Source organism: Kribbella sp. NPDC048915 (genome assembly GCF_040649595.1).
In the GTDB taxonomy this organism is placed as follows: domain Bacteria; phylum Actinomycetota; class Actinomycetes; order Propionibacteriales; family Kribbellaceae; genus Kribbella.
The window spans coordinates 1-18,571 of record NZ_JBEZFT010000059.1; the positions used below are offsets into that span (position 1 = coordinate 1).

Genomic DNA, 18,571 nt, shown 5'->3' on the forward strand with positions numbered 1-18,571 from the left:
GTGTTGTGGGTTCCTGACCCGTGTGAGGGGTGCGGAACCCACAACACCGTGGGTGAACCCACCGCGCGACGGAAACCCGGAACCCGGGAACCCCCACGACCACGCCGCACCACCACGCCGGACCACCACGCCGGACCACCCGCGCAGCACCATCACCGCACGCCACGCCACTACGCCGCACTACCACACCCCGCCGCCACGCAGCACCACCCTCGACAGTTCGTGTGGTGCGGGACGGGTGTGTTCGGTGTCTGATTCACGCTCAGCTGTGGCTCCTGGCACGGGAGACGTCCGACCTGACACACGCCACACACCCGAGCGTCCTCGGCTCCCATCGCCGCCCACGACCACCCAATCCAGACCAGGCCGTGCATCAATCGTCTAGATCACCGCTGGCTAATCCGCGGCAGCATACGAGTGGATAACCCCGCGTGTTGGGGGTTCTTCGTCGGTATGAGAGCAGAGAACCCCCAACTGGCGGGGTTACCCGTTCGTATGGGGCTGGCTGCGTCGGTCGTGCTGCGGGCTGAAGTCGGGGGTTTGGACAGGTTGTGGTGGGTGTGGACTGGCTATTGCTTGTCCAAGGTCCCGGCCGGTTGTCCAAGGGTCCGGCTGGTTGTCCAAGGTCCCGGCTGGTTGTCCGAGGGTCCGGCTGGTTGTCCGAGGTCCCGGCTGGTTGTCCGAGGTCCCGGCTGGTTGTCCAAGGGTCCGGCTGGTTGTCCGAGGTCCCGGCCGGTCGTCCAAGGTCCCGGGAGGGTGTGGGAGGTCCCGGGATGGGGCGCACGGTCGGTCGGTCGCGTAGCGATCCGTGGGGTGCTAGCACGCCGGGACTGCAGCGTGCATTGGTCGGAGTTCGACGGTGGCGGGTACTTCGCTGCGCTCGAGGCCCCGGACCTGTTCGTCGACGACAGCCGCGCGTTCTTCCGGCTGGTCCGGTAGCCGCGCCGGTGCGACGAAGCTGAGCACAGCGCCATCACGTTCGACCGTGGCGTCCGGCCAGCGACGGCGGACCATCCGGATCGTGCGTTCGTTCGCCGCGCTGACCACGAAGAGAAAGCGTGTCGCGCCGGCCGCGATCGCGTCGGCGGCGGCGACGGCCAGCATCCGGACGCCGAGCCCGTGGTGCTGGTCGGCTTCGGCGATCACGGCCGCGAGTTCGGCGGTCGATTCGCCGGGTGCCCACGCCCACATCGCATGGCCGACGATCTCGGTGCCACGGGTCGCGACGAACGATGCGCCGCTCGGGCACAGCATGCGGAGCAGCACGCTCGGGCGCGGCGGCGTACCGATCGCGGTCTGGAACCGGAAGTAGCGGCTGAGTTCGCTCAGTCCGGTCAGCATCCTCGCCAGCTCGTCCGCGTCGGGTTCGCCGGCGCGGCGGACGAGTGGCGGCCTCACCTGAGTCTGATTCACGGATTCAGCCTGATCCCACTTGGCTAAGTCTGTCAAGTGGACTTAGAATCAGGGCCATGAGTACGGCGGTCGACAGCGTGCCGGAGGCGATGCGCTGGTCCACGGAGAACTGCACGATCTCCCGGACCATGGAGATCCTCGGCGACAAGTGGACGTTCCATGTCCTGCGGGAGCTCTTCGTCGGCGTCCGCCGCTTCGAGGACATCCGCGCGCGGGCCGGCATCCCGCGGCAGGTCCTCACCGAGCGGCTTGCGGCGCTGATCGAGCGCGGCCTGATCCGCCGCCATCCGTACCGGTTGCCCGGCCAGCGCGAGCGCTCGGAGTACCGGCTGACCCAGGCCGGCCTCGACCTGTACCCGGTGCTGGTCGCGATGATCCAGTGGGGCGATCAGTACCTGCCGCTCGACGCCGGGCCGCCGCTCGAGGCGCGGCATCGCGGCGACTGCGGTGCGCGCGTCACGGTGCGGATGGAGTGCGAGGACGGTCACGAACCGGCGCCCCGTGAGGTCGCGTTTCGTCCCGGGCCGGGCGCGCAGCCGCGTTAGCGCTGTTCCAGTTCGTCGAGGTCGGCGATCGCCCGGCGCAGGATCTGCTCGGTCTCCCGGGGCTGGGCCGCGGTGATCGAGACCGCGTCCATCGTGACGACGTACGTGTCGAGTTCCTCGCGCTTGTCGAGGTAGACCGCACTGGTCAGGTGCTCGATGTAGACGATGTCGGGGAGGTCGGCATCGTTGAACCGGAGCAGGGTGAACGCGCCGCCGGTTGCCGTGTAGCCGCCTTTGTCGAACGGGATGATTTGCAGCGTCACGTTGTGCCGGCGGGACGCCTCGATCAAGTACTCGAGCTGGGCCCTGAGGATCCTGCGGTTGCCGATCGGCCGGCGCAGTACGGCCTCGTCGATGACTGCCCACAGGCGCGCGGGCCGTTGCCGGGTCAGCACGTCCTGGCGGTTCATCCGCAGCGTCACCAGGCGATCCAGCTCGGGTTTCGCGAGCGGCTGGTCCTGCCGGCCGAGCTGGATGACGGCCCGCGCGTACTCAGGTGTCTGCAGGAGGCCCGGGACGAACTGCAGCTCGAAGGTACGGATCAGGTCGGCCGCCATCTCCAGGCCGAGATAGGAGTGGAACCACTGCGGCGTCAGGTCGTCGTACCGCTGCCACCAGCCCGGGTTGTTCGCCTCGCGGGCCAGCGCCAGCAGCCGCTCGCGTTCCTCGGGGTCGTCGAGTTTGTAGAGCGTCAGCAGGTCGTCGACGTCGCGTTCCTTGAAGCCGACGCGGCCGAGCTCGAGGCGGCTGATCTTGGACTCCGAGCCGCGGATCGCCCAGCCCGCGTCGGTACGGCTGACCCCCGCGCTCTCCCGAAGCCGACGCAAGTGCACCCCGAGCATGATGCGCAGGGCGGTCGGGCCGCTCTGCGCGCCCGGCTCCGTCACTGTTCGCCTCCCAGCAGGCCGTGTCCAGGTCGAGTCCAGATGCCGACAGCTGATCATTTCACAACCAAGCGTGACAACGTCCACCCTGACGCACCAGCACGGTGTGTTCACTGCGCCCTACCGTGAGTAGAGTCGGGCGCACAGAACCCCCGATCACTCTCTGCGAGGACTACCGATGGTCGATGTCAGCAAGGCGCCCAGCTCGGATCCGGTCGGCGTGGACACGACCCGGGCCAGTATCGCCCGGGTGTACGACGCCGCGCTGAACGGCAAGGACAACTTCGAGATCGACCGCGAGGTACTGCGCCAGGTTGCCACCGTGGCGCCCGAGGTGAACGACCTCGCCTGGTCGAACCGGAACTTCCTGATCCGCGCCTGCCGCTTCCTGGCCGGCCAGGCCGGGATCACGCAGTACCTGGACTGCGGCTCCGGGTTGCCGACCGCGGAGAACACCCACCAGGTCGTGCAGCGCCTCGAGCCTGAGGCCAAGGTGCTCTACATCGACAACGACCCGGTCGTCCTCGCGCACGGCCGCGCGCTGCTCGAAGAGAACGAGAACACGCTGTTCGTCAGCGCCGACATCTTCGACCCGGACCAGGTGCTGAGCAAGCCCGAGGTACGCGAGTTCCTCGACTTCAGCCAGCCGATCGCCGTGATCCAGAACGGCACCCTGCACCACTACACCGGTGACGACGGCGCGGAGATCATGAAGAAGTACGTCGACGCGGTCGTGCCCGGGTCGTACACGGTGATCGCGCACTTCTTCGACCCGGAGACGCCGAGTCACTCCGAGTTGGCCCGGAAGATGTCGGACAAGTTCGTGCACAGCCCGATGAAGAGCGGCGTGTTTCGGACCCGCGCGGAGCTGATGGAGTTCTTCCCGGATCAGGAGCTGGTCACCCCGGGCCTGGTGCTCTGCGACGACTGGTGGCCGGACGGTCCGCGGATCAAGCCGCTGAACCAGGTCGAGGAGTGCATCGCCGGCGCGGTCGGCCGCAAGCTCTGACAGCACTGCACCTGACGGCGCCCGGGTCCGCGACCCGGGCGCTGTTGTTGTTGCTAGAGGCAACCGTCAGACGTGCTCGGAGACGAGTGTCGCGGCGGTCCCTTCCTCGAGTGCCTGGAAGATGTGCGGCAGGTCGCCCGGATAGGCGATGTAGTCACCCGGGGTGAGCTCGACCGGCTCGTCGAGCGGACCGACCAGCGCCCGCCCCGAACTCAGCACGACATGCTCGACGACGCCCGGCATGTGCGGCTCGGACTTCCGGCCAGGGCCCGGGGAGGCGACGATGCGGTAGATGTCGCGGCGCGCGTTCGGCGGACTCGAGGCGACCAGCGTGGCGCTGTAGTCGGCCTGGTCGGAGTAGATCGCCGGGCCCTCGCCCGCGCGGATCACCTGGACCTTCGGGCGCGGCGGGTCGAGCAACGCCGCGAACGGGGTGTCGAGCGCGACGGCCAGTGCCCACAGGGTCTCCACGCTCGGGTTGCCGGTCCCGGATTCGAGCTGGGAGAGCGTCGACTTGGCCACCCCGGCACGTTTCGCGACCTCCGTCAGCGACAGGCCCGCGCGGGCCCGGTGCCGGCGGAGAGACGCTGCGATGACGTCCAGGGGTGCGCGGGTGTCCATTGTTCGCTCCATCGGTCCGTTTGTTCGCCTTGACGAACGCTCGACGACGTGTTCATCATAATGCCCATGCGTTCGATTTGGCGAACACTGGATCCGGGGCTGGCCCGGGACATCGGACTGGTCTGCCTGGCCGACGGTGTCGTGGGGCTGTCGTACGGCGCGATCAGCGTCGGCGGCGGGCTGCCGCTCTGGGTGCCGGTGCTGTTGTCGGTCGTGGTCTTCGCCGGCGCGTCGCAGTTCCTGTTCGTCGGCATCGTCGCGGCCGGTGGCAGCCCGATCGCTGCGATGATCGCCGGGGTACTGGTGAACACCCGGCACGTCCCGTTCGGGCTCGCGGTCAGCGATGTGATCGGCAGCGGCTGGCGGCGCTGGCTCGGCAGTCACCTGATGACCGACGAGAACGTCGCGTTCGCGCTGGGGCAGGAGGAATTGCAGCAGAAGCGGAAGGCGTACTGGGCAGCCGGCCTCGGAATCTTCGTCTGCTGGAACCTCGGCGTCGTGATCGGTGGCCTCGCCGGCTCGGTCATCACCGACACCGATGTCTTCGGGCTGGACGCGGCGTTCCCCGCCGTGCTGCTGGCTTTGGTGCTGCCCGCGCTGCGCGACCGCGCCACCCGCAGAGCTGCGCTGATCGGGGCGGTGGTCGCGCTGGCGACCACGCCGATCCTGCCGTCCGGTCTGCCGGTGTTGTGCGCCCTGGCAGGACTGCTGTTCTACCGCACGGACAAGCCTGCGCTGGAGGTCGGTCGATGAACACCACGCTGGTTCTGGTGGCGATCGGGGTGCTCGCGGTCGGCACCTTCTCGCTCCGGTTCGCCGGTCCGGTGTTGCGGAGCCGGATCGAGATCCCGGAGCGCGCCGAGCAGGTGGTTGCCGCGGCCGCGATCGTGCTGCTGGCCACGTTGGTCGCCACCTCCGCGCTCACCGACGACCAGGGCCCGGCCGGGATCGCCCGACCGGCCGGCGTGCTGGTGGGCGGCATTCTGGCCTGGCGCCGCGCGCCCTTCGTCCTCGTCGTGGTCGCCGCCGCGGCCACCGCCGCCGGGCTACGCCTCTTGGGTGTGCCGTGATGGGTGTGTCATCTCGACAGGAGGTGTCGTCGGTGGAGTCGCGTGGCTGAGCCTGATCGGGCCCGCGGGTACACCGTCTCGCCGGTGCACTTCCTGTCGAGATGACACACCTCACCAGTTACCGTGCCGCCATGACGATGCCTGCGCCGGCCAAGAAATCGATCCTGCCCAAGGTGGCGATCGCCTGCTTTGTCGTCGGCGCGATCCTGGCCGGGTTCTTCGTCTGGCGGATCGTCGACACGGCACCGCGCAGCCCGCAACCGATCGAGGCCGGCGTGGTGCACTTGAAGAAGGAAGGCGTGACGATCTACGCGTCGGTGCCGGTGCCGACTCCGCCGTGCGAGGTGCGGGACGCCGACGGCAACGACGTACCGGTCGAGCGGCCCGGTGGGTCCGAGACGATCACGATCAACGGCGACAGCTGGTACGTCGTCGCGCGGTCGACGCAGCCCGTACCGGCCGGTGACTACAGCATCTCCTGCACCGACGACGAGACCAGCGCCACGTATGCGGCCGGGCCGCGGTCGTCGGTGCTCGGCTTCGTACTGTCGATCTTCGGCCTGGTGTTCTCGCTGCTGATCTTCATCGGCCTCGGCGTCACGCTGCTCGGCGTCGGCGCGCTGAAGCAGCGGCGGGCCCGGCGGGGCAACACCTTCCCGGCCCAACCAGGTGCCTACGGCAACTACCCGCACCAGCCGCAGCAGCCGCACCAGCCGGGGCCGGCGGGACAGCCGGGACAATCAGGACAGCCGGGACAGCCGCCGAACCACACCTTCCCGGCGCCACCCGCGTACCGGCCCGGGCCGAACCCGGACCGCCCGCAGGACCGCCCCTACGACCCGCCGCAGGACCGGTGAGTGCGATGGATCTGGATTGGCCCGGATGCCGGAACGCCCGTGATGTCGGCGGTCTGCCGACCGCGGACGGGCGGGTGATTCGCGAAGGTGTGCTGATCCGTTCGGAGAGTCTGCATTACCTCACCGAGGAGGGGGTCGAGGCGGTGCGCCGTTCCGGTGTGACGAAGATCCTCGATCTGCGCGCGGACGCGGAGGTCGAGCTCGCGCCGACGCCGTTCACCGGTACGCCGCTGGCGGTCCGGCAGCCGGTCGCGGACCCGGCGGATCCCGACCACGGGCAGCCGACGATCATCGCGGCCTGCATCTGGATGCTGGACCGCCGTCCGGAGTTGTTCGCGGCCGCCGTGAAGGCGATCGCGGACGAGCCGGACGGCGCGGTGGTCGTGCACTGCCACGGCGGCAAGGACCGGACCGGGATGGTCGTCGCGCTGGCACTCAGCGTGGCGGGTGTCCCCGAGGACGAGATCGTCGCCGACTACTACCTCACCCAGTCGCGGATGGCGCCCTTGCTCGCCGAGCAGCTGGCGGGCGAGCCGGACACCTCCAAACACGCGGAGATGATCGAGTTCCGCGACACGCGGCTCGAGTCGATCGTCGCGATCCTGCGCCATCTGGACGAGCGGTACGGCGGGTCGGAGGCATACCTGCGGCACGGTGGTCTGACGTCGGCCGACCTGGCGAAACTCAGAGCGCGGCTGATCGCCTGACCTGCGTCTCGCGGACATTGCGCAGCACAGTACATTGACGCAATGCCGACCGCCGCAGGCCAGACCGACGCAGCCGACCTGGCGCGCCGTCACGGGCTCACCAGGAGCTCGGTCCGCCCACCGCTCGGCGCGTACCTGCGCGAGTTGTGGAGCCGGCGCAAGTTCGTCGTCAGCTACGCCACCGCGCGCACTTACGCGATGTACGCCGGCGCGCGCCTCGGATCGATCTGGCAGGTGCTGACCCCGTTGCTGAACGCGGCGGTGTACTACCTCGCCTTCGGTGTGCTGCTCGGCACGAAGAACGGCATCGACAACTACGTCGCGTTCCTGCTCAGCGGCATCTTCGTGTTCACGTTCACGCAGCGCTGCATGACCGAAGGATCGCGGTCGCTCGCGCTGAACCTGTCACTGATCCGGACGCTGCACTTCCCGCGCGCGACGCTGCCGCTCGCGTACGTCCTCAACGAGCTGAACCAGATGCTGGTGTCGATGGGCATCTTGTTCGTGGTCGTCGGGTTCACCGACGGTCCGGCGTGGAGCTGGCTGCTGGTCGTACCGGCGATGGTGCTGCAGGTGATGTTCAACATCGGGATCACGCTGGTGTTCGCGCGGTTCGGGACGTTCGTGTCCGACATCACACAGCTGCTCCCGTTCGTCACCCGGACCTGGCTGTACGCGTCCGGGATCTTCTTCTCGCTGCCGGCCAAGCTGCAGCAGGTCGACGCGCCGAGCTGGGTGATCCAGGTGCTCGCGCTGAACCCGATCTCGGCGTACATCGACATCGTCCGGCGCTCGTTGCTCGCCGAGCACGAGCCGAACGAGCTCCCGCACGCGTGGACGATCGCGGTGGTCTGGTCGTTCGTGATGCTGGTCGCCGGGTTCGCGTACTTCTGGCGGGCGGAGGACCGATATGGCCGCGGCTGAATCCGAACCGGCCGCCGTGCCCGGGGCCGAACCGACGGTCATCGCCGACCAGCTCGACATCGTCTACAAGCTGATCGCGGGCCAGGGCGGCAAGGGTACGGCGGCGACCGCGCTGCGCCGGATCATGCGGCGCCAGGACCGGCCGACGATCCGCGAGGTGCACGCGGTGAAGAACGTCAGCTTCACCGCGTACAAGGGCGATGCGATCGGCGTGATCGGCCGCAACGGCTCCGGGAAGTCGACGCTGCTGCGCGCGATCGCGGGCCTGCTGCCGCCCGCGAGCGGCGCCGTGTACACCAGCGGGCGTCCCTCGCTGCTCGGTGTCAACGCCGCGATGATGAACGACCTCACCGGCGACCGGAACGTCGTCCTCGGCTGCCTCGCGATGGGGATGTCACCGGCCGAGGTGAAACGCCGGTACGACGAGATCGTGGAGTTCTCCGGTATCGGTGAATTCATCGACTTGCCGATGTCGGCGTACTCGTCCGGCATGGCCGCGCGGCTGAAGTTCGCGATCGCCTCCGCGAAGACGCACGACATCCTGCTCGTCGACGAGGCGCTGGCGACCGGCGACGCGGAGTTCCGGGTCCGGTCCGAGCGCAGGATCAAGGAGCTGCGCGACCAGGCCGGGACGGTGTTCCTGGTCAGCCACAGCCTCGAGGTGGTGCAGGACACCTGCAACCGTGCCCTGTGGCTGGACAACGGCGTGCTGAAGCTCGACGGCCCGGTCGACGAGGTCGTGAACGCCTACATCAGGTCCACCCGCGCCTAGCCGTTGCCAGGGCGTTCTGGACCGTCCTAGACGGCCTTCGGGCGCTCCCGCAGGCCGACCAGGAAGCCGAGGCCCCACGACACGTGCATCGTGGCGCAGACCAGCGGCAGCCAGGCCAGCGCCTTCCACGGCAGGTACCGGCCCTCGACCGCCGAGCCGGCGATCAGCAGCAGCGCGTACCCGAGCGGGGCCAGGAAGCCGAGGTCCAGCCAGGCGGTGCCGGTGGCCAGGCCGATGATGCCGAGGATCGTGCCGACGGCCAGGCCGATCACCGCGATCGGCGGCGCCAGGTACCGCTTGCTGGCGGTTTCCGGATGCCGGCGGATCACCTCGCGGCGCCACTGGCCGGTGTGGAAGAACTGCTTGGCCACCGCCGACAGCGACGACCGCGGCCGGTAGGTCACCGACAGGTCCGGACTGAACCAGATCAGCCCGCCGGTCTTGCGGATCCGGTAGTTCAGCTCCCAGTCCTGGGCCCGGTGCATGGTCTCGTCGAAGCCGCCGACCCGTTCCAGCGCGGCCCGCTTGAACACGCCCAGGTACACGGTGTCGGCCGGGCCGGCCTTGCCGCCCTGGTGGAAGGTGGACGCGCCCAGGCCGAGCCGGGAGCGGTACGCGCAGGCGACCGCCATCTCGGTCGGCGTCCGACCCTCGGCGGCCATCACGCCGCCGACGTTGTCCGCGCCGGTCTCGTCCAGCAGCTCGACCGCCCGGGTGATGTAGCCGTCGGTGAGCGCGCCGTGCCCGTCGACCCGGACCAGGATGTCGTGCTTGGCGTGCGCGATGCCGACGTTCAGCGCGGCCGGCGTCTTGCCGGTCGGGTTCGGGACGATCGTGATCCGGTGATCGGACTCGGCCAGCTTCTCCGCGATCTCCTGGGTGCGGTCCTTGCTCGGGCCGATCGCCAGGACGACCTCCAGGTCACCGGGATAGTCCTGGTCGAGGACGCGGCCGACCGCCTCCTCGAGGTGGCGTTCCTCGTTCAGCACGGGCATCACGACGGACACGGGTGGCCAGTGGGACAGCGGCATATCAGGTCAGGCCTTACAGATCGATGCGACGTCGTCGACGCCGGTGGCGGGTGTGGTCGGTGCTTTCGTCGGCTTCTTGGTGGTACCGGTGCTCGGCTTCTTCGTCGTACTGCTGGTCGGCTTGCTGCTACTGGGAGTGCTCGAAGTCTTACCGTCTCCTCCCGCGCCGTCCTTGTCCAGCGATTCGGACTTCGCGATCGCCTCCGCGACCTTGGTCCGGATCAGTGCGAAGTCCGGGTTGCCGGTGTGGATCAGCGGCGGGACCGCGGAGAAGCTTGACACCGGCAGCTTCTTCGCGTCCAGCGCCAGATCGGTGAACGTGCCCAGTTCACCCGCCGGAATGTTGGTCTTGACCACCTGTTTGCTGGCCGCGGCGATGCCCTGGAACTTGGTCAGCACGGTCTGCGGAGACAACTGGTTCAGCATCGCGGACATCACGCATTTCTGCCGCGCCATCCGCTCGTAGTCCGACGACTCGGCCCGCGACCGGGCGAACCAGAGCGCGTGGTAGCCGTCCAGGTGCTTGTTCTTGCCGGGCTCGATGTACCCCTTGATCGGTGAGCTGCCGCCGCCGATCGGCACCCGCTTGCCGATGTCGAGCGTGATCCCGCCGACCGCGTTCAGCAGGTCGCGGAAGCCGGCCAGGTCGATCAGCACGAAGTAGTTGATCTTCAGCCCGGTGACCGCCTCGACCGCCTGCGTGGTCGCGGTCTCGCCCGGGTTCGGGTCGCCGGGGAACAGGTTCTTGTGGTTCGCGGCGTAGGTGTACACCGCGTTCAGCAGGCACTCGGCGGCGCAGTCCTTCCACCGGAAGCCCTCCGGGAACTGCTTGGCCATCGCGGTCCCCTCCGGGAACGGTACGCGGGCCAGGTTCCGCGGCAGGCCGATCAGGACCGTGCGGCCGGTGTCGGCGTCGATACTGGCCACCGTCATGCTGTCCGGGCGGGTGCCGATCCGGTCCGCACCGGAGTCGCCGCCCATCAGCAGCACGTTGTAGCGGCCCTTGTCGGCCTTGGACTTCTGCCCGCTGCCGAACACGCTGGCGACGAAGTCGCGCTGGGTGTTCACGATCACGCTGGCATAGACCAGCGCGCCGACGACCGCGAAGATCAGCACGCCGTCCAGGATGCTGGCGGTCAGCCGGTGGTTGCGTTCCAGGGTCAGCGGCTGGCCGAGCCGGTACGCGTCCACGAACAGCGCGGCCCAGCCGATCGCGAGCAGGATCAGCAGCACCTGGACGATCCGCAGCGTGCCGGGCCGGGCCAGGATGTTGATCGTTCCGGACCGCCAGATCAGGCCGAGCAGGACGAAGAAGACGATCAGCGCGACCAGGCCGGCGAGCACGCGCCAGGCCCAGCGGCCGGCCTTGCGGCTCCCGGCGACGATCTGCGCGGACCCCGGCAGGACCAACGTCATCAGCAACAGCGTCAGCGCCCGCTTGAACCGGACCGGCTCGCGGAGATTGCGCAGGTCTGGCTTCTCCTGCGGCATGACGTCCTTCCGTTTCCTTCCGGGGCGGCTGATGCCGACCGTACCTTGTCCCCCCACTGTCATCAGTACGACGTGCCGGGTGCGGGGATGGTTCGAGCCCGGGCGGATCCGGAGACGAAGAGTAGCAGGGCAGGTACGGAGCGCAGGAAAACCCCTGCGGTGACCCTGCTTGACACAGTTGTGATGGTCGGCGGCGGACGGATGCGTTACGAAGTTCTGCAAGCACAAACAGTGAGGAAACCGCCCCATGAAACTTTTCCGTCCACTCTTGGCTGCCGTCGCGGTGGCCACGACCACCCTCCTCGGCGCCGCGTCCGCCCAGGCCGCGCCAGTTGCCGAACCTGTCGCCGCGCCTGGTGCCGACTTCACCGGGATCGCGGCGCTGAGCAACTGTTCGGCGTCCCTCGTCCGCTACACCGGCTCGGTCGACACCGACAAGGCGCTGGTGCTCACCAACGGGCACTGCTACGAGGGCGGGTTCCTGCAGCCCGGCCAGGTGCTGGTGAACCGGGCCTCGTCCCGCTCGATCACGCTGCTGCGCCCCGACTCCAGTCGCGCCGGTACGATCCGCGCCGAACGGATCCTGTTCGGCACGATGACGAAAACCGACATGATCGTGTACCAGGTCAACGAGAGCTACGCCTCGATCAAGAGCCGGCTGAACGTCACCCCGCTGACGCTGGCCGAGCAGGCCCCGTCCGACGGCGCCGGGATGGCTGTGGTGTCGGGGTACTGGAAGCGGATCTACACCTGCTCCGTCCAGGCCACGATTCCGCAGCTCCGCGAAGGCGACTGGACCTGGCAGAACTCGATCAAGTACCGGCAACCCGGCTGCGAGACGATCGGCGGTACGTCGGGCTCGCCCGTGGTCAGTACGTCGACCGGCCAGGTGATCGGCGTCAACAACACCGGGAACGAGGACGGCGAGCAGTGCACGGTGAACAACCCGTGCGAGGTCGACGCCGACGGCAACATCACGGTCGACCAGGGTGCGGCGTACGGCCAGCAGACCTGGTGGCTCTACACCTGCCTGACCGCGAACCGGACACTCGACCTGAACAAGTCGGGGTGTGAGCTGCCGAAGCCTGCCCGGAGGCGCTGACTCGCGGCACCGACTCTCGGCGACCTGCCGTGCGGGGTGACGCAGACCACTTGGTTATCAGGTAACGTCGCCCCGCATGGCAGTCGACTCCGCTACTGATCCCGCCGTCCGGACCGGGTGGCCGAGCCCGTTCGGCGTCCGCACCCGGCTGGTCGCATCGAGTGCGCTGATGCTGTTCGTCGAGCTCGCGCTGATCCGCTGGACCGGCTCGAACGTCGTGCATCTCAGCTACTTCTCGAACTTCTCCTGCTGGGCTCGTTCCTCGGCATCGGGATCGGGGTGCTGCGTTCCGGCCGGGCGAAACGACTGCCGTACTACTCGCCGATCATGCTCGGCCTGCTGGTCCTGGTGATCGCGTGGAAGCCGGTCACGGTCGACCGCGGCAGCTCGTCGAGCGTCATCTACTTCACCAGCCTGAACACCACCGGCCCGCCGGTCTGGGTGATCCTGCCGATCGTCTTCGTCGCGGCCGCCGTGGTGCTGGCCGGTCCGGCCGAGCTGGTCGGTCGCTGTTTCGCCGAGCTGCCGCGATTGACGGCGTACCGGTTCGACCTGGTCGGCAGCCTGATCGGGATCATCACGTTCACCGCGCTGTCGTTCCTGGGCGCGCCGCCGATCTGGTGGGGGCTCATCGTCACGGTCGTGTTCGCGGCACTGATGATTCCGTGGGTGCAGGACGGTGGACGGCGTGCGGTCGCCTTCGGGCTGAGTGCCGCGATGGTGCTCGCGCCGATGCTGGTGATGCTCGGCGTGCTGTTCCACGAGTCGACCCGTCCGGACAACAGTTGGTCGCCGTACTACAAGGTGCAGACGAAGAAGTCGAGCTGGGAAGGCGTCCCGCTGCTCACCATCACGGTGAACGGCGTACCGCACCAGCAGGCGATCCCCGCGGACGCACGGTTGCAGTGGGAGCCGCAGTACGGCCTGCCGTACGAGCGCGCGACCGCGGGCAAGCAGCCGAAGAACGTGCTGATCATCGGCGCCGGCTCGGGCTCCGACGTGGCGATCGCGCTGAAGAAGGGTGCGGAGCACGTCGACGCGGTCGAGATCGACCCGGAGATCCGCGACCTCGGCAAGGCGTTGCACCCGGACCGCCCGTACCAGGACCCGCGGGTGAGTTCGCACATCGACGACGGCCGCGCGTTCTTGTCCCGGACCGACAAGAAGTACGACCTGATCCTGCTGGCGTTGCCGGACTCGCTGACGCTCGTGAACGGCGCGAGCTCGCTGCGGCTGGAGAGCTACCTGTTCACCAAGGAGGCGTTCGAGTCCGCGCGCGACCACCTGAACCCGGGTGGCGCGTTCGCGATGTACAACTACTACCGCGAGACCTGGCTGATCGACCGGCTCGCGTCGACGGCGGACGAGGCGTTCGGTCACAAGCCCTGTGTGGACAAGATCGGCGACGGGCTGCAGCAGGCGGTCGTGACGGTCGGCCTCACCGAGCAGGACCAGACCTGCGGTGCCGAGTGGGCGGGCGCCAGTGAGACGACGCCGCCGCCCGCGACCGACAACCGCCCGTTCCTGTACCTGTTCACCGACCGGATCCCGTCGCTGTACCTCGTGACGCTCGGTCTGATCCTGGTCGCCGGCGTGATCGGCGTCGGGATCGCCGGCGGTGGTTCGTCGTACCGGCGGATGCGCCCGTACGCGGACCTGTTCCTGCTCGGCGCCGGGTTCATGTTGCTGGAGACCAAGAGCATCACCGGGTTCGCGTTGCTGTTCGGTACGACGTGGGTCGTGAACGCGATCGTCTTCGCGGGCGTGCTGGTGGCGGTGCTCGCGGCGGTCGAAGTGACCAGGCGGTTCCGGACGCCGCCGTTCAAGGTGATGTTCGCGATCCTCTTCGGCGGGCTCGCGTTGTCGTGGGTGTTCCCGGACAGCTGGCTGCTGTCGATGCCGGTCGGGTTGCGGGCGCTGGTCGCGGTACTGATCGCGTTCCTGCCGATCTTCGCGGCGAACGTGATCTTCGCGAAGCGGTTCACCGACACCGCCGACCCGACCGCGTCCTTCGGCGCGAACCTGCTCGGCGCGATGCTCGGCGGCTGCCTCGAGTACGCCGCCCTCATCCTCGGCTTCCACGGCCTGCTGATCATCGCCGCCCTGCTCTACATCGGCGCCTTCGTGCTCACCCCGAAACTCCAGGCCGCCCGTGAGTGAGCTGGGCGACTACTACCGCGAACGTGCCCAGGAGTACGACGCGGTCTACGACAAGCCGGAACGGCAGGAGGACCTCGCTCGCCTGCGGGCCCTCCTGCCTCCGCTCGTCGCCGGCCGCTCGGTCCTGGAGATCGCCGCGGGCACCGGCTACTGGACGAAGGCACTCGCGACCACGGCGCGGTCGATCGTGGCGACGGACCTGAACGACGAGACGCTCGCGGTCGCCCGGACCCGGTCGTACGGCGCCGCCGACGTCCGGTTCCAGACCGCGGACGCCTACGACCTCGGTGCGGTGCAGGGTCGCTTCGATGCGATCTTCGCCGGCTTCTTCTGGTCGCACGTCCTGCGGGCCGACGTACGGCGGTTCGCGCAGGGGCTGCTGGAGCGGGTGGAGCCGGGTGGCGTGGTGATCCTCGCCGACAACCGGTACGTGGAGGGCAGCAACTATCCGATCACGCGGACGACGGACGCGGGGGACACGTACCAGACCCGGCAGCTGTCGGACGGTCGTACGTTCGAGGTGCTGAAGAACTTTCCGAGCCAGGACGAGGTCGCGAGTGCGGTCGCGCCGGCGCGGGTCGAGTGGACCGAGCTGACGTACTTCTGGCTGGCAACGATCTCCTGAGCGGTGTTTCCTGGGCTGGTGCGGGTTCGGCCCGTCTGCGGCGCCCTGACGGTGGGGTGGTGGCAGGATCTGGGACATGACGTGGCTTGTGACTGGTGGTGCCGGGTACATCGGGGCGCATGTGGTGCGGGCGTTCCGCGAGGACGGGATCGACGTGGTCGTGATCGACGACCTGTCGAGCGGAAAGGCGGAGTTCGTACCGGACGGCGTACCGTTCGTGCGCGCGAACCTGCTCGACGGTACGGCGGTCCGCCAGGCGCTCGAGGGCGTCGACGGGGTCGTGCATCTCGCCGGGTTCAAGTACGCCGGGGTGTCGGTGGAGCGTCCGCTGCACACCTACACGCAGAACGTGACCGCGATGGTGTCGCTGCTCGAGGCGATGGCCGAGACGTCGGTGCGCAACATCGTGTTCTCCTCCAGCGCGGGTGTCTACGGGACCCCTCGCGACGAGGTGGTGACGGAGGACACCGCCCCGGACCCACAGTCGCCGTACGGCGAGTCGAAGCTGATCGGGGAGTGGCTGCTGCGCGACCAGGCGGTCGCGACCGAGTTGCGCCACACGTCGCTGCGCTACTTCAACGTCGTCGGCTCCGGCGACCCCGCGGTGTACGACGCGTCGCCGTACAACCTGTTCCCGATCGTCTGCGACCTGCTGACGCAGGGGAAGGTGCCGCAGATCTACGGCACCGACCACCCGACCCCGGACGGCACGTCGGTGAAGGACTACATCCACGTCGCCGACCTGGCCCGTGCGCACGTGGCCGCGGCCCGGGCGCTCGAGTCCGGCAAGTCGCTCGAGCGGGTGTACAACCTGGGCAGCGGCACAGGGACCTCGGTGCGCGAGATCATGGACGCCGCGCGCCGGGTGACCGGGATCGACTTCACCCCGTCCGAGGGCCCGCGCCGGCCGGGTGACCCGTCCCGCGTGGTGGCCAGCGGCGAGCTCGCCGCGCGCGACCTCGGCTGGCAGAACACCTACACGGTCGACCAGATGTTCGCCACCGCCTGGGAGTCCTGGCCGAAGGGCTGACTCAGTGGTCGGTCGCGGTCGGCGGCGGTAGCCTGTGGCCAGTTCGGTGCTGCTTCGGCAACGAGCACGATCGAGGGGTGCGATCATGACTCACGACAGCCTGCCGCGGTTCCTCGCGAAGGTCGATCTGTTCGGGGGACTCCCCCGACAGACGCTGGACGACCTGATGGAGCGCGGTACGACGCAGACCTTCCAGGCCGGGCGCCACGTCATCGAACAGGGCGCTGACGACGCGGGGCTGCAGATCGTCCTCGAGGGGACGGCCGAGGTGACCGTGAACGGTACGCCGCGGGCGACGCTCGGCCCGGGTGACTACTTCGGCGAGATCTCGCTGATCGACGGCCGGCCGCGCTCGGCGACGGTTGTCGCCGGACCGGACGGGCTGACCACGTTCGCGCTGTCCGCGCTGGCGTTCGCCCCGGTGCTGAAGGGGAGCCCGGACGTCGCCCAGGCGATGCTCAGACCGCTGGCCGCGCGGGTCCGCACGCTCGACGAGCAAGGCTGACCGGATTGGCCACCGAATCGGCAGCTGAGGTCGCCGCCGAGCCGCGGTGTGGGTGCGGCCAGGCGGTCGAGCAGCCGTGGCGGACGCGGGACACCTGGTGGAGCCCCGCGTCTGTCATTGGTTGGCTGGTCTGGTTCGCCCTCGGCCTGTGGCTGGTTCTCGCCGGGCGGACGATCGCCGGGGGCGTGGTGCTGGGGGTGCTCGGTGCGCTGATCGTCGGCAGCCTGGTGCTGCAGGCAGTACGGCGGCATCGCGGGTGGTGCTGGTTGCGCCGCGGCCTGTGGTTCGGAATGGCCGCCGCCGGCCTGCCGTGGCGCATTGCCGGCGCCCTGAACTTCTAGATGATTGATGCACGGCCTGGTCTGGATTCGGTCGTAGACGGTGATGGAGCCGAGGACGCTCGGGCGTGTGGCGTGTGTCAGGTCGACAGGAGGTTTCCCGCGCCAGAGGCCACAGCTGAGCGTGAATCAGACACCGAACACACCCACCCCGCACCACACTAACTGTCGAGCGTACACACCGTCGGGCCGTGCATCGATCATGTAGGCGAAGTCTGCAACCCAACCCCGACCGCCGACCACTCCACAGCGACCCAGCCCCGGGCAGCCAGCGACCGCAACCAGCCCCCAGACACCTCCAACAACCCGCAGGCACCTCGAACAACCCGTGGGGCTTTGGACAGGTAATTGCCTGTTCAGGGTGCCCGTGCCCTGTTCCCGCTCACCGCTGTCTGTGCAAACCCGCGGGGTGGCTGTCAGGTGCTCGGGGCCGGGGTAGTCCGTGGGGACCTTGGGCCGTTCGCGGGGACCTTGAACAGTCCGCGGGGGCTTTGGACAGGTAATTGCCTGTTGACACCGACCGCCGCCTGTTCATGCCCACCGTGATCTGGTGACAGTCATCGGGGACTGTTCACACTCGTTGGGACTGTCGCGTTCCCGGTGCGCCTTGAGGGAGGCGCCGTACATTCAGAGCCTGGGGCACACGGCGGATGCGGGGACGAGATTTCGCTGTGATGCTGGGTCAGCGGACGACCTAGGACTGCTGCTTGTATTCCTTCTTGTAAGCCCCGGACGGCGTCAGGTCGAAGAGGCCGGGGCCGGTGAGGATGCCGCCTTCCACCGGCAGCGTGTGGCCGGTGATCCAGGACGCGTCGTCGGAGGCGAGGAAGGCAACGGCCGCGGCGATGTCCTCCGGTTCGCCGATCCGGCGGAGCGGGTACTGCGTCGCGAACCGGTCGAGGGTGTCCTGACGGCCGTCCCAGTTCGGGGTCCGAATGGTGCCGGGGGCAACTACGTTGAAGCGCACGCCGAGCGGCCCGTAGCGGGCCGCGTAGTTGACGCTCATCGCGATCTGGCCGGCCTTGGCGGCGGAGTACTCGACGTTGCCGAAGGCGGCGATCCCGTTCACCGAGCTGATCGTCACCACGTTGCCGCGGTGCTCGACCAGCTGCGGCAGCGCGGCCTGGATGCAGCGCGAGGCGCCGACGAGTGTCAGGTCCAGCTGTGCGTGGAACTCCTCCGGCGTGGCGTCCTCGGGCGCCGACCGCACGATGCAGCCGCCGGCGTTGTTCACCACGACGTCCAGACGGCCGTACCGTTCGACCGCGGCCGCGACCGCCGCCCGTACGTCGTCGTCACTCGTCACGTCGACGCGGACCGGCAGCGCCTGCTCGCCGATCTCGCCGGCCACCTCGGCGAGCTTGTCCTCCTGCAGGTCGGTCACCACCACCGCGGCGCCTTCGGCGGCCAGCCGCCGCGCGACTGCGGCCCCGATGCCCTGCGCCGCCGCCGTGATCAGCGCGACCTTGCCCTGGAACCGTTGCACG

Annotated in this window: 21 protein-coding genes; 15 read left to right on the top strand and 6 right to left on the bottom strand. The window is 68.8% G+C overall.

Translation table 11 applies throughout. From position 1 onward, the window contains the following. Nucleotides 1–816 precede the first annotated feature (816 nt). Nucleotides 817–1,413: a GNAT family N-acetyltransferase gene (locus AB0B82_RS25190; RefSeq protein WP_360173203.1), complete on the bottom strand. Its 597-nt coding sequence runs from the start codon at nucleotides 1,411–1,413 to the stop codon at nucleotides 817–819. A gap of 56 nt (nucleotides 1,414–1,469) precedes the next feature. Between AB0B82_RS25190 and AB0B82_RS25195 the strand changes: the two genes are divergently transcribed. Beyond that, nucleotides 1,470–1,958 carry a helix-turn-helix domain-containing protein gene (locus AB0B82_RS25195; protein ID WP_360173206.1) on the top strand — a complete coding sequence of 163 codons (489 nt, stop codon included), beginning with the start codon at nucleotides 1,470–1,472 and terminating at the stop codon, nucleotides 1,956–1,958. Here AB0B82_RS25195 and AB0B82_RS25200 read toward each other — a convergent pair. After that, a complete protein-coding gene (locus AB0B82_RS25200) occupies nucleotides 1,955–2,845 on the bottom strand; it encodes a helix-turn-helix transcriptional regulator (protein ID WP_360173209.1) in 891 nt (296 codons plus the stop codon). The two genes, AB0B82_RS25195 and AB0B82_RS25200, sit on opposite strands and share 4 nt — an antisense overlap. 175 nt (nucleotides 2,846–3,020) lie before the next feature. Between AB0B82_RS25200 and AB0B82_RS25205 the strand changes: the two genes are divergently transcribed. Further along, the gene (locus AB0B82_RS25205; protein WP_360173212.1) at nucleotides 3,021–3,851 is read left to right on the top strand and encodes an SAM-dependent methyltransferase; all 831 of its coding nucleotides are present in this window, start codon (nucleotides 3,021–3,023) and stop codon (nucleotides 3,849–3,851) included. A 66-nt stretch (nucleotides 3,852–3,917) separates the two neighbouring features. Here AB0B82_RS25205 and AB0B82_RS25210 read toward each other — a convergent pair whose 3' ends face one another. Next, nucleotides 3,918–4,472, bottom strand: coding sequence for an XRE family transcriptional regulator (locus AB0B82_RS25210; RefSeq protein WP_360173214.1), 555 nt, complete (start codon nucleotides 4,470–4,472; stop codon nucleotides 3,918–3,920). A 66-nt stretch (nucleotides 4,473–4,538) separates the two neighbouring features. Here AB0B82_RS25210 and AB0B82_RS25215 point away from each other — a divergent pair, with 66 nt between their 5' ends. The 6 genes from AB0B82_RS25215 (at nucleotide 4,539) to AB0B82_RS25240 (ending at nucleotide 8,802) form a co-directional block, all read left to right on the top strand. Beyond that, nucleotides 4,539–5,225: an AzlC family ABC transporter permease gene (locus AB0B82_RS25215; protein ID WP_360173217.1), complete on the top strand. Its 687-nt coding sequence runs from the start codon at nucleotides 4,539–4,541 to the stop codon at nucleotides 5,223–5,225. Continuing rightward, on the top strand, nucleotides 5,222–5,542 hold the full coding sequence (locus AB0B82_RS25220) for an AzlD domain-containing protein (RefSeq protein WP_360173219.1): 321 nt from the start codon (nucleotides 5,222–5,224) through the stop codon (nucleotides 5,540–5,542). Before AB0B82_RS25215 ends, AB0B82_RS25220 begins: the two co-directional genes overlap by 4 nt. 131 nt (nucleotides 5,543–5,673) lie before the next feature. Then, a complete protein-coding gene (locus AB0B82_RS25225; protein ID WP_360173222.1) occupies nucleotides 5,674–6,399 on the top strand; it encodes a hypothetical protein in 726 nt (241 codons plus the stop codon). 5 nt (nucleotides 6,400–6,404) lie between these two features. Then, a complete protein-coding gene (locus AB0B82_RS25230) occupies nucleotides 6,405–7,106 on the top strand; it encodes a tyrosine-protein phosphatase (protein ID WP_360173225.1) in 702 nt (233 codons plus the stop codon). Nucleotides 7,107–7,148: 42 nt separating this feature from the next. Beyond that, nucleotides 7,149–8,030, top strand: coding sequence for an ABC transporter permease (locus AB0B82_RS25235; RefSeq protein ID WP_360173228.1), 882 nt, complete (start codon nucleotides 7,149–7,151; stop codon nucleotides 8,028–8,030). Then, nucleotides 8,017–8,802, top strand: a complete 786-nt coding sequence (locus AB0B82_RS25240) for an ABC transporter ATP-binding protein (RefSeq protein ID WP_360173231.1) — start codon at nucleotides 8,017–8,019, stop codon at nucleotides 8,800–8,802. Before AB0B82_RS25235 ends, AB0B82_RS25240 begins: the two co-directional genes overlap by 14 nt. 26 nt (nucleotides 8,803–8,828) lie before the next feature. Here the strand turns inward: AB0B82_RS25240 and AB0B82_RS25245 are convergent, their stop codons facing one another. Together AB0B82_RS25245 and AB0B82_RS25250 are read right to left on the bottom strand one after the other, a co-directional pair. Beyond that, a complete protein-coding gene (locus AB0B82_RS25245) occupies nucleotides 8,829–9,827 on the bottom strand; it encodes a glycosyltransferase family 2 protein (protein ID WP_360173320.1) in 999 nt (332 codons plus the stop codon). A 12-nt stretch (nucleotides 9,828–9,839) separates the two neighbouring features. Further along, nucleotides 9,840–11,324 carry an LCP family protein gene (locus AB0B82_RS25250; RefSeq protein WP_360173234.1) on the bottom strand — a complete coding sequence of 495 codons (1,485 nt, stop codon included), beginning with the start codon at nucleotides 11,322–11,324 and terminating at the stop codon, nucleotides 9,840–9,842. Between the two features lie 247 nt (nucleotides 11,325–11,571). On the opposite strand from AB0B82_RS25250, the gene AB0B82_RS25255 reads away from it, so the two are divergent. From AB0B82_RS25255 to AB0B82_RS25285, 7 genes are all read left to right on the top strand, one after another. After that, nucleotides 11,572–12,426 carry a serine protease gene (locus AB0B82_RS25255; protein WP_360173237.1) on the top strand — a complete coding sequence of 285 codons (855 nt, stop codon included), beginning with the start codon at nucleotides 11,572–11,574 and terminating at the stop codon, nucleotides 12,424–12,426. Nucleotides 12,427–12,502: 76 nt separating this feature from the next. Next, nucleotides 12,503–12,778 carry a hypothetical protein gene (locus AB0B82_RS25260; protein WP_360173240.1) on the top strand — a complete coding sequence of 92 codons (276 nt, stop codon included), beginning with the start codon at nucleotides 12,503–12,505 and terminating at the stop codon, nucleotides 12,776–12,778. Further along, entirely contained in the window at nucleotides 12,706–14,586 is a 1,881-nt protein-coding gene (locus AB0B82_RS25265) for a spermidine synthase (protein ID WP_360173242.1), read from the top strand. Before AB0B82_RS25260 ends, AB0B82_RS25265 begins: the two co-directional genes overlap by 73 nt. Continuing rightward, on the top strand, nucleotides 14,579–15,211 hold the full coding sequence (locus AB0B82_RS25270) for a class I SAM-dependent methyltransferase (RefSeq protein ID WP_360173244.1): 633 nt from the start codon (nucleotides 14,579–14,581) through the stop codon (nucleotides 15,209–15,211). Before AB0B82_RS25265 ends, AB0B82_RS25270 begins: the two co-directional genes overlap by 8 nt. Nucleotides 15,212–15,287: 76 nt before the next feature. Then, nucleotides 15,288–16,241, top strand: coding sequence for a UDP-glucose 4-epimerase GalE (galE, locus tag AB0B82_RS25275; protein WP_360173246.1), 954 nt, complete (start codon nucleotides 15,288–15,290; stop codon nucleotides 16,239–16,241). An 85-nt stretch (nucleotides 16,242–16,326) separates the two neighbouring features. Then, nucleotides 16,327–16,746, top strand: a complete 420-nt coding sequence (locus AB0B82_RS25280; protein WP_360173248.1) for a cyclic nucleotide-binding domain-containing protein — start codon at nucleotides 16,327–16,329, stop codon at nucleotides 16,744–16,746. Nucleotides 16,747–16,751: 5 nt separating this feature from the next. Further along, nucleotides 16,752–17,087 (top strand): hypothetical protein, encoded by a 336-nt coding sequence (locus tag AB0B82_RS25285; RefSeq protein ID WP_360173251.1) that lies wholly within the window; start codon nucleotides 16,752–16,754, stop codon nucleotides 17,085–17,087. Between the two features lie 691 nt (nucleotides 17,088–17,778). On the opposite strand, the gene AB0B82_RS25290 is transcribed toward AB0B82_RS25285, so the two are convergent. Next, nucleotides 17,779–18,570 carry an SDR family NAD(P)-dependent oxidoreductase gene (locus AB0B82_RS25290; RefSeq protein WP_360173254.1) on the bottom strand — a complete coding sequence of 264 codons (792 nt, stop codon included), beginning with the start codon at nucleotides 18,568–18,570 and terminating at the stop codon, nucleotides 17,779–17,781. Between the last annotated feature and the right edge of the window lies 1 nt (nucleotide 18,571).

Excerpts from the sequence above, each read along its gene's own strand:
- AB0B82_RS25195 (WP_360173206.1), top strand. The coding sequence starts at position 1,470 with ATGAGTACGGCGGTCGACAGCGTGCCGGAGGCGATGCGCTGGTCCACG.
- AB0B82_RS25205 (WP_360173212.1), top strand. The coding sequence starts at position 3,021 with ATGGTCGATGTCAGCAAGGCGCCCAGCTCGGATCCGGTCGGCGTGGAC.
- AB0B82_RS25210 (WP_360173214.1), bottom strand. The coding sequence starts at position 4,472 with ATGGACACCCGCGCACCCCTGGACGTCATCGCAGCGTCTCTCCGCCGG.
- AB0B82_RS25215 (WP_360173217.1), top strand. The coding sequence starts at position 4,539 with ATGCGTTCGATTTGGCGAACACTGGATCCGGGGCTGGCCCGGGACATC.
- AB0B82_RS25220 (WP_360173219.1), top strand. The coding sequence starts at position 5,222 with ATGAACACCACGCTGGTTCTGGTGGCGATCGGGGTGCTCGCGGTCGGC.
- AB0B82_RS25225 (WP_360173222.1), top strand. The coding sequence starts at position 5,674 with ATGACGATGCCTGCGCCGGCCAAGAAATCGATCCTGCCCAAGGTGGCG.
- AB0B82_RS25230 (WP_360173225.1), top strand. The coding sequence starts at position 6,405 with ATGGATCTGGATTGGCCCGGATGCCGGAACGCCCGTGATGTCGGCGGT.
- AB0B82_RS25235 (WP_360173228.1), top strand. The coding sequence starts at position 7,149 with ATGCCGACCGCCGCAGGCCAGACCGACGCAGCCGACCTGGCGCGCCGT.
- AB0B82_RS25240 (WP_360173231.1), top strand. The coding sequence starts at position 8,017 with ATGGCCGCGGCTGAATCCGAACCGGCCGCCGTGCCCGGGGCCGAACCG.
- AB0B82_RS25250 (WP_360173234.1), bottom strand. The coding sequence starts at position 11,324 with ATGCCGCAGGAGAAGCCAGACCTGCGCAATCTCCGCGAGCCGGTCCGG.
- AB0B82_RS25255 (WP_360173237.1), top strand. The coding sequence starts at position 11,572 with ATGAAACTTTTCCGTCCACTCTTGGCTGCCGTCGCGGTGGCCACGACC.
- AB0B82_RS25260 (WP_360173240.1), top strand. The coding sequence starts at position 12,503 with ATGGCAGTCGACTCCGCTACTGATCCCGCCGTCCGGACCGGGTGGCCG.
- galE (WP_360173246.1), top strand. The coding sequence starts at position 15,288 with ATGACGTGGCTTGTGACTGGTGGTGCCGGGTACATCGGGGCGCATGTG.
- AB0B82_RS25280 (WP_360173248.1), top strand. The coding sequence starts at position 16,327 with ATGACTCACGACAGCCTGCCGCGGTTCCTCGCGAAGGTCGATCTGTTC.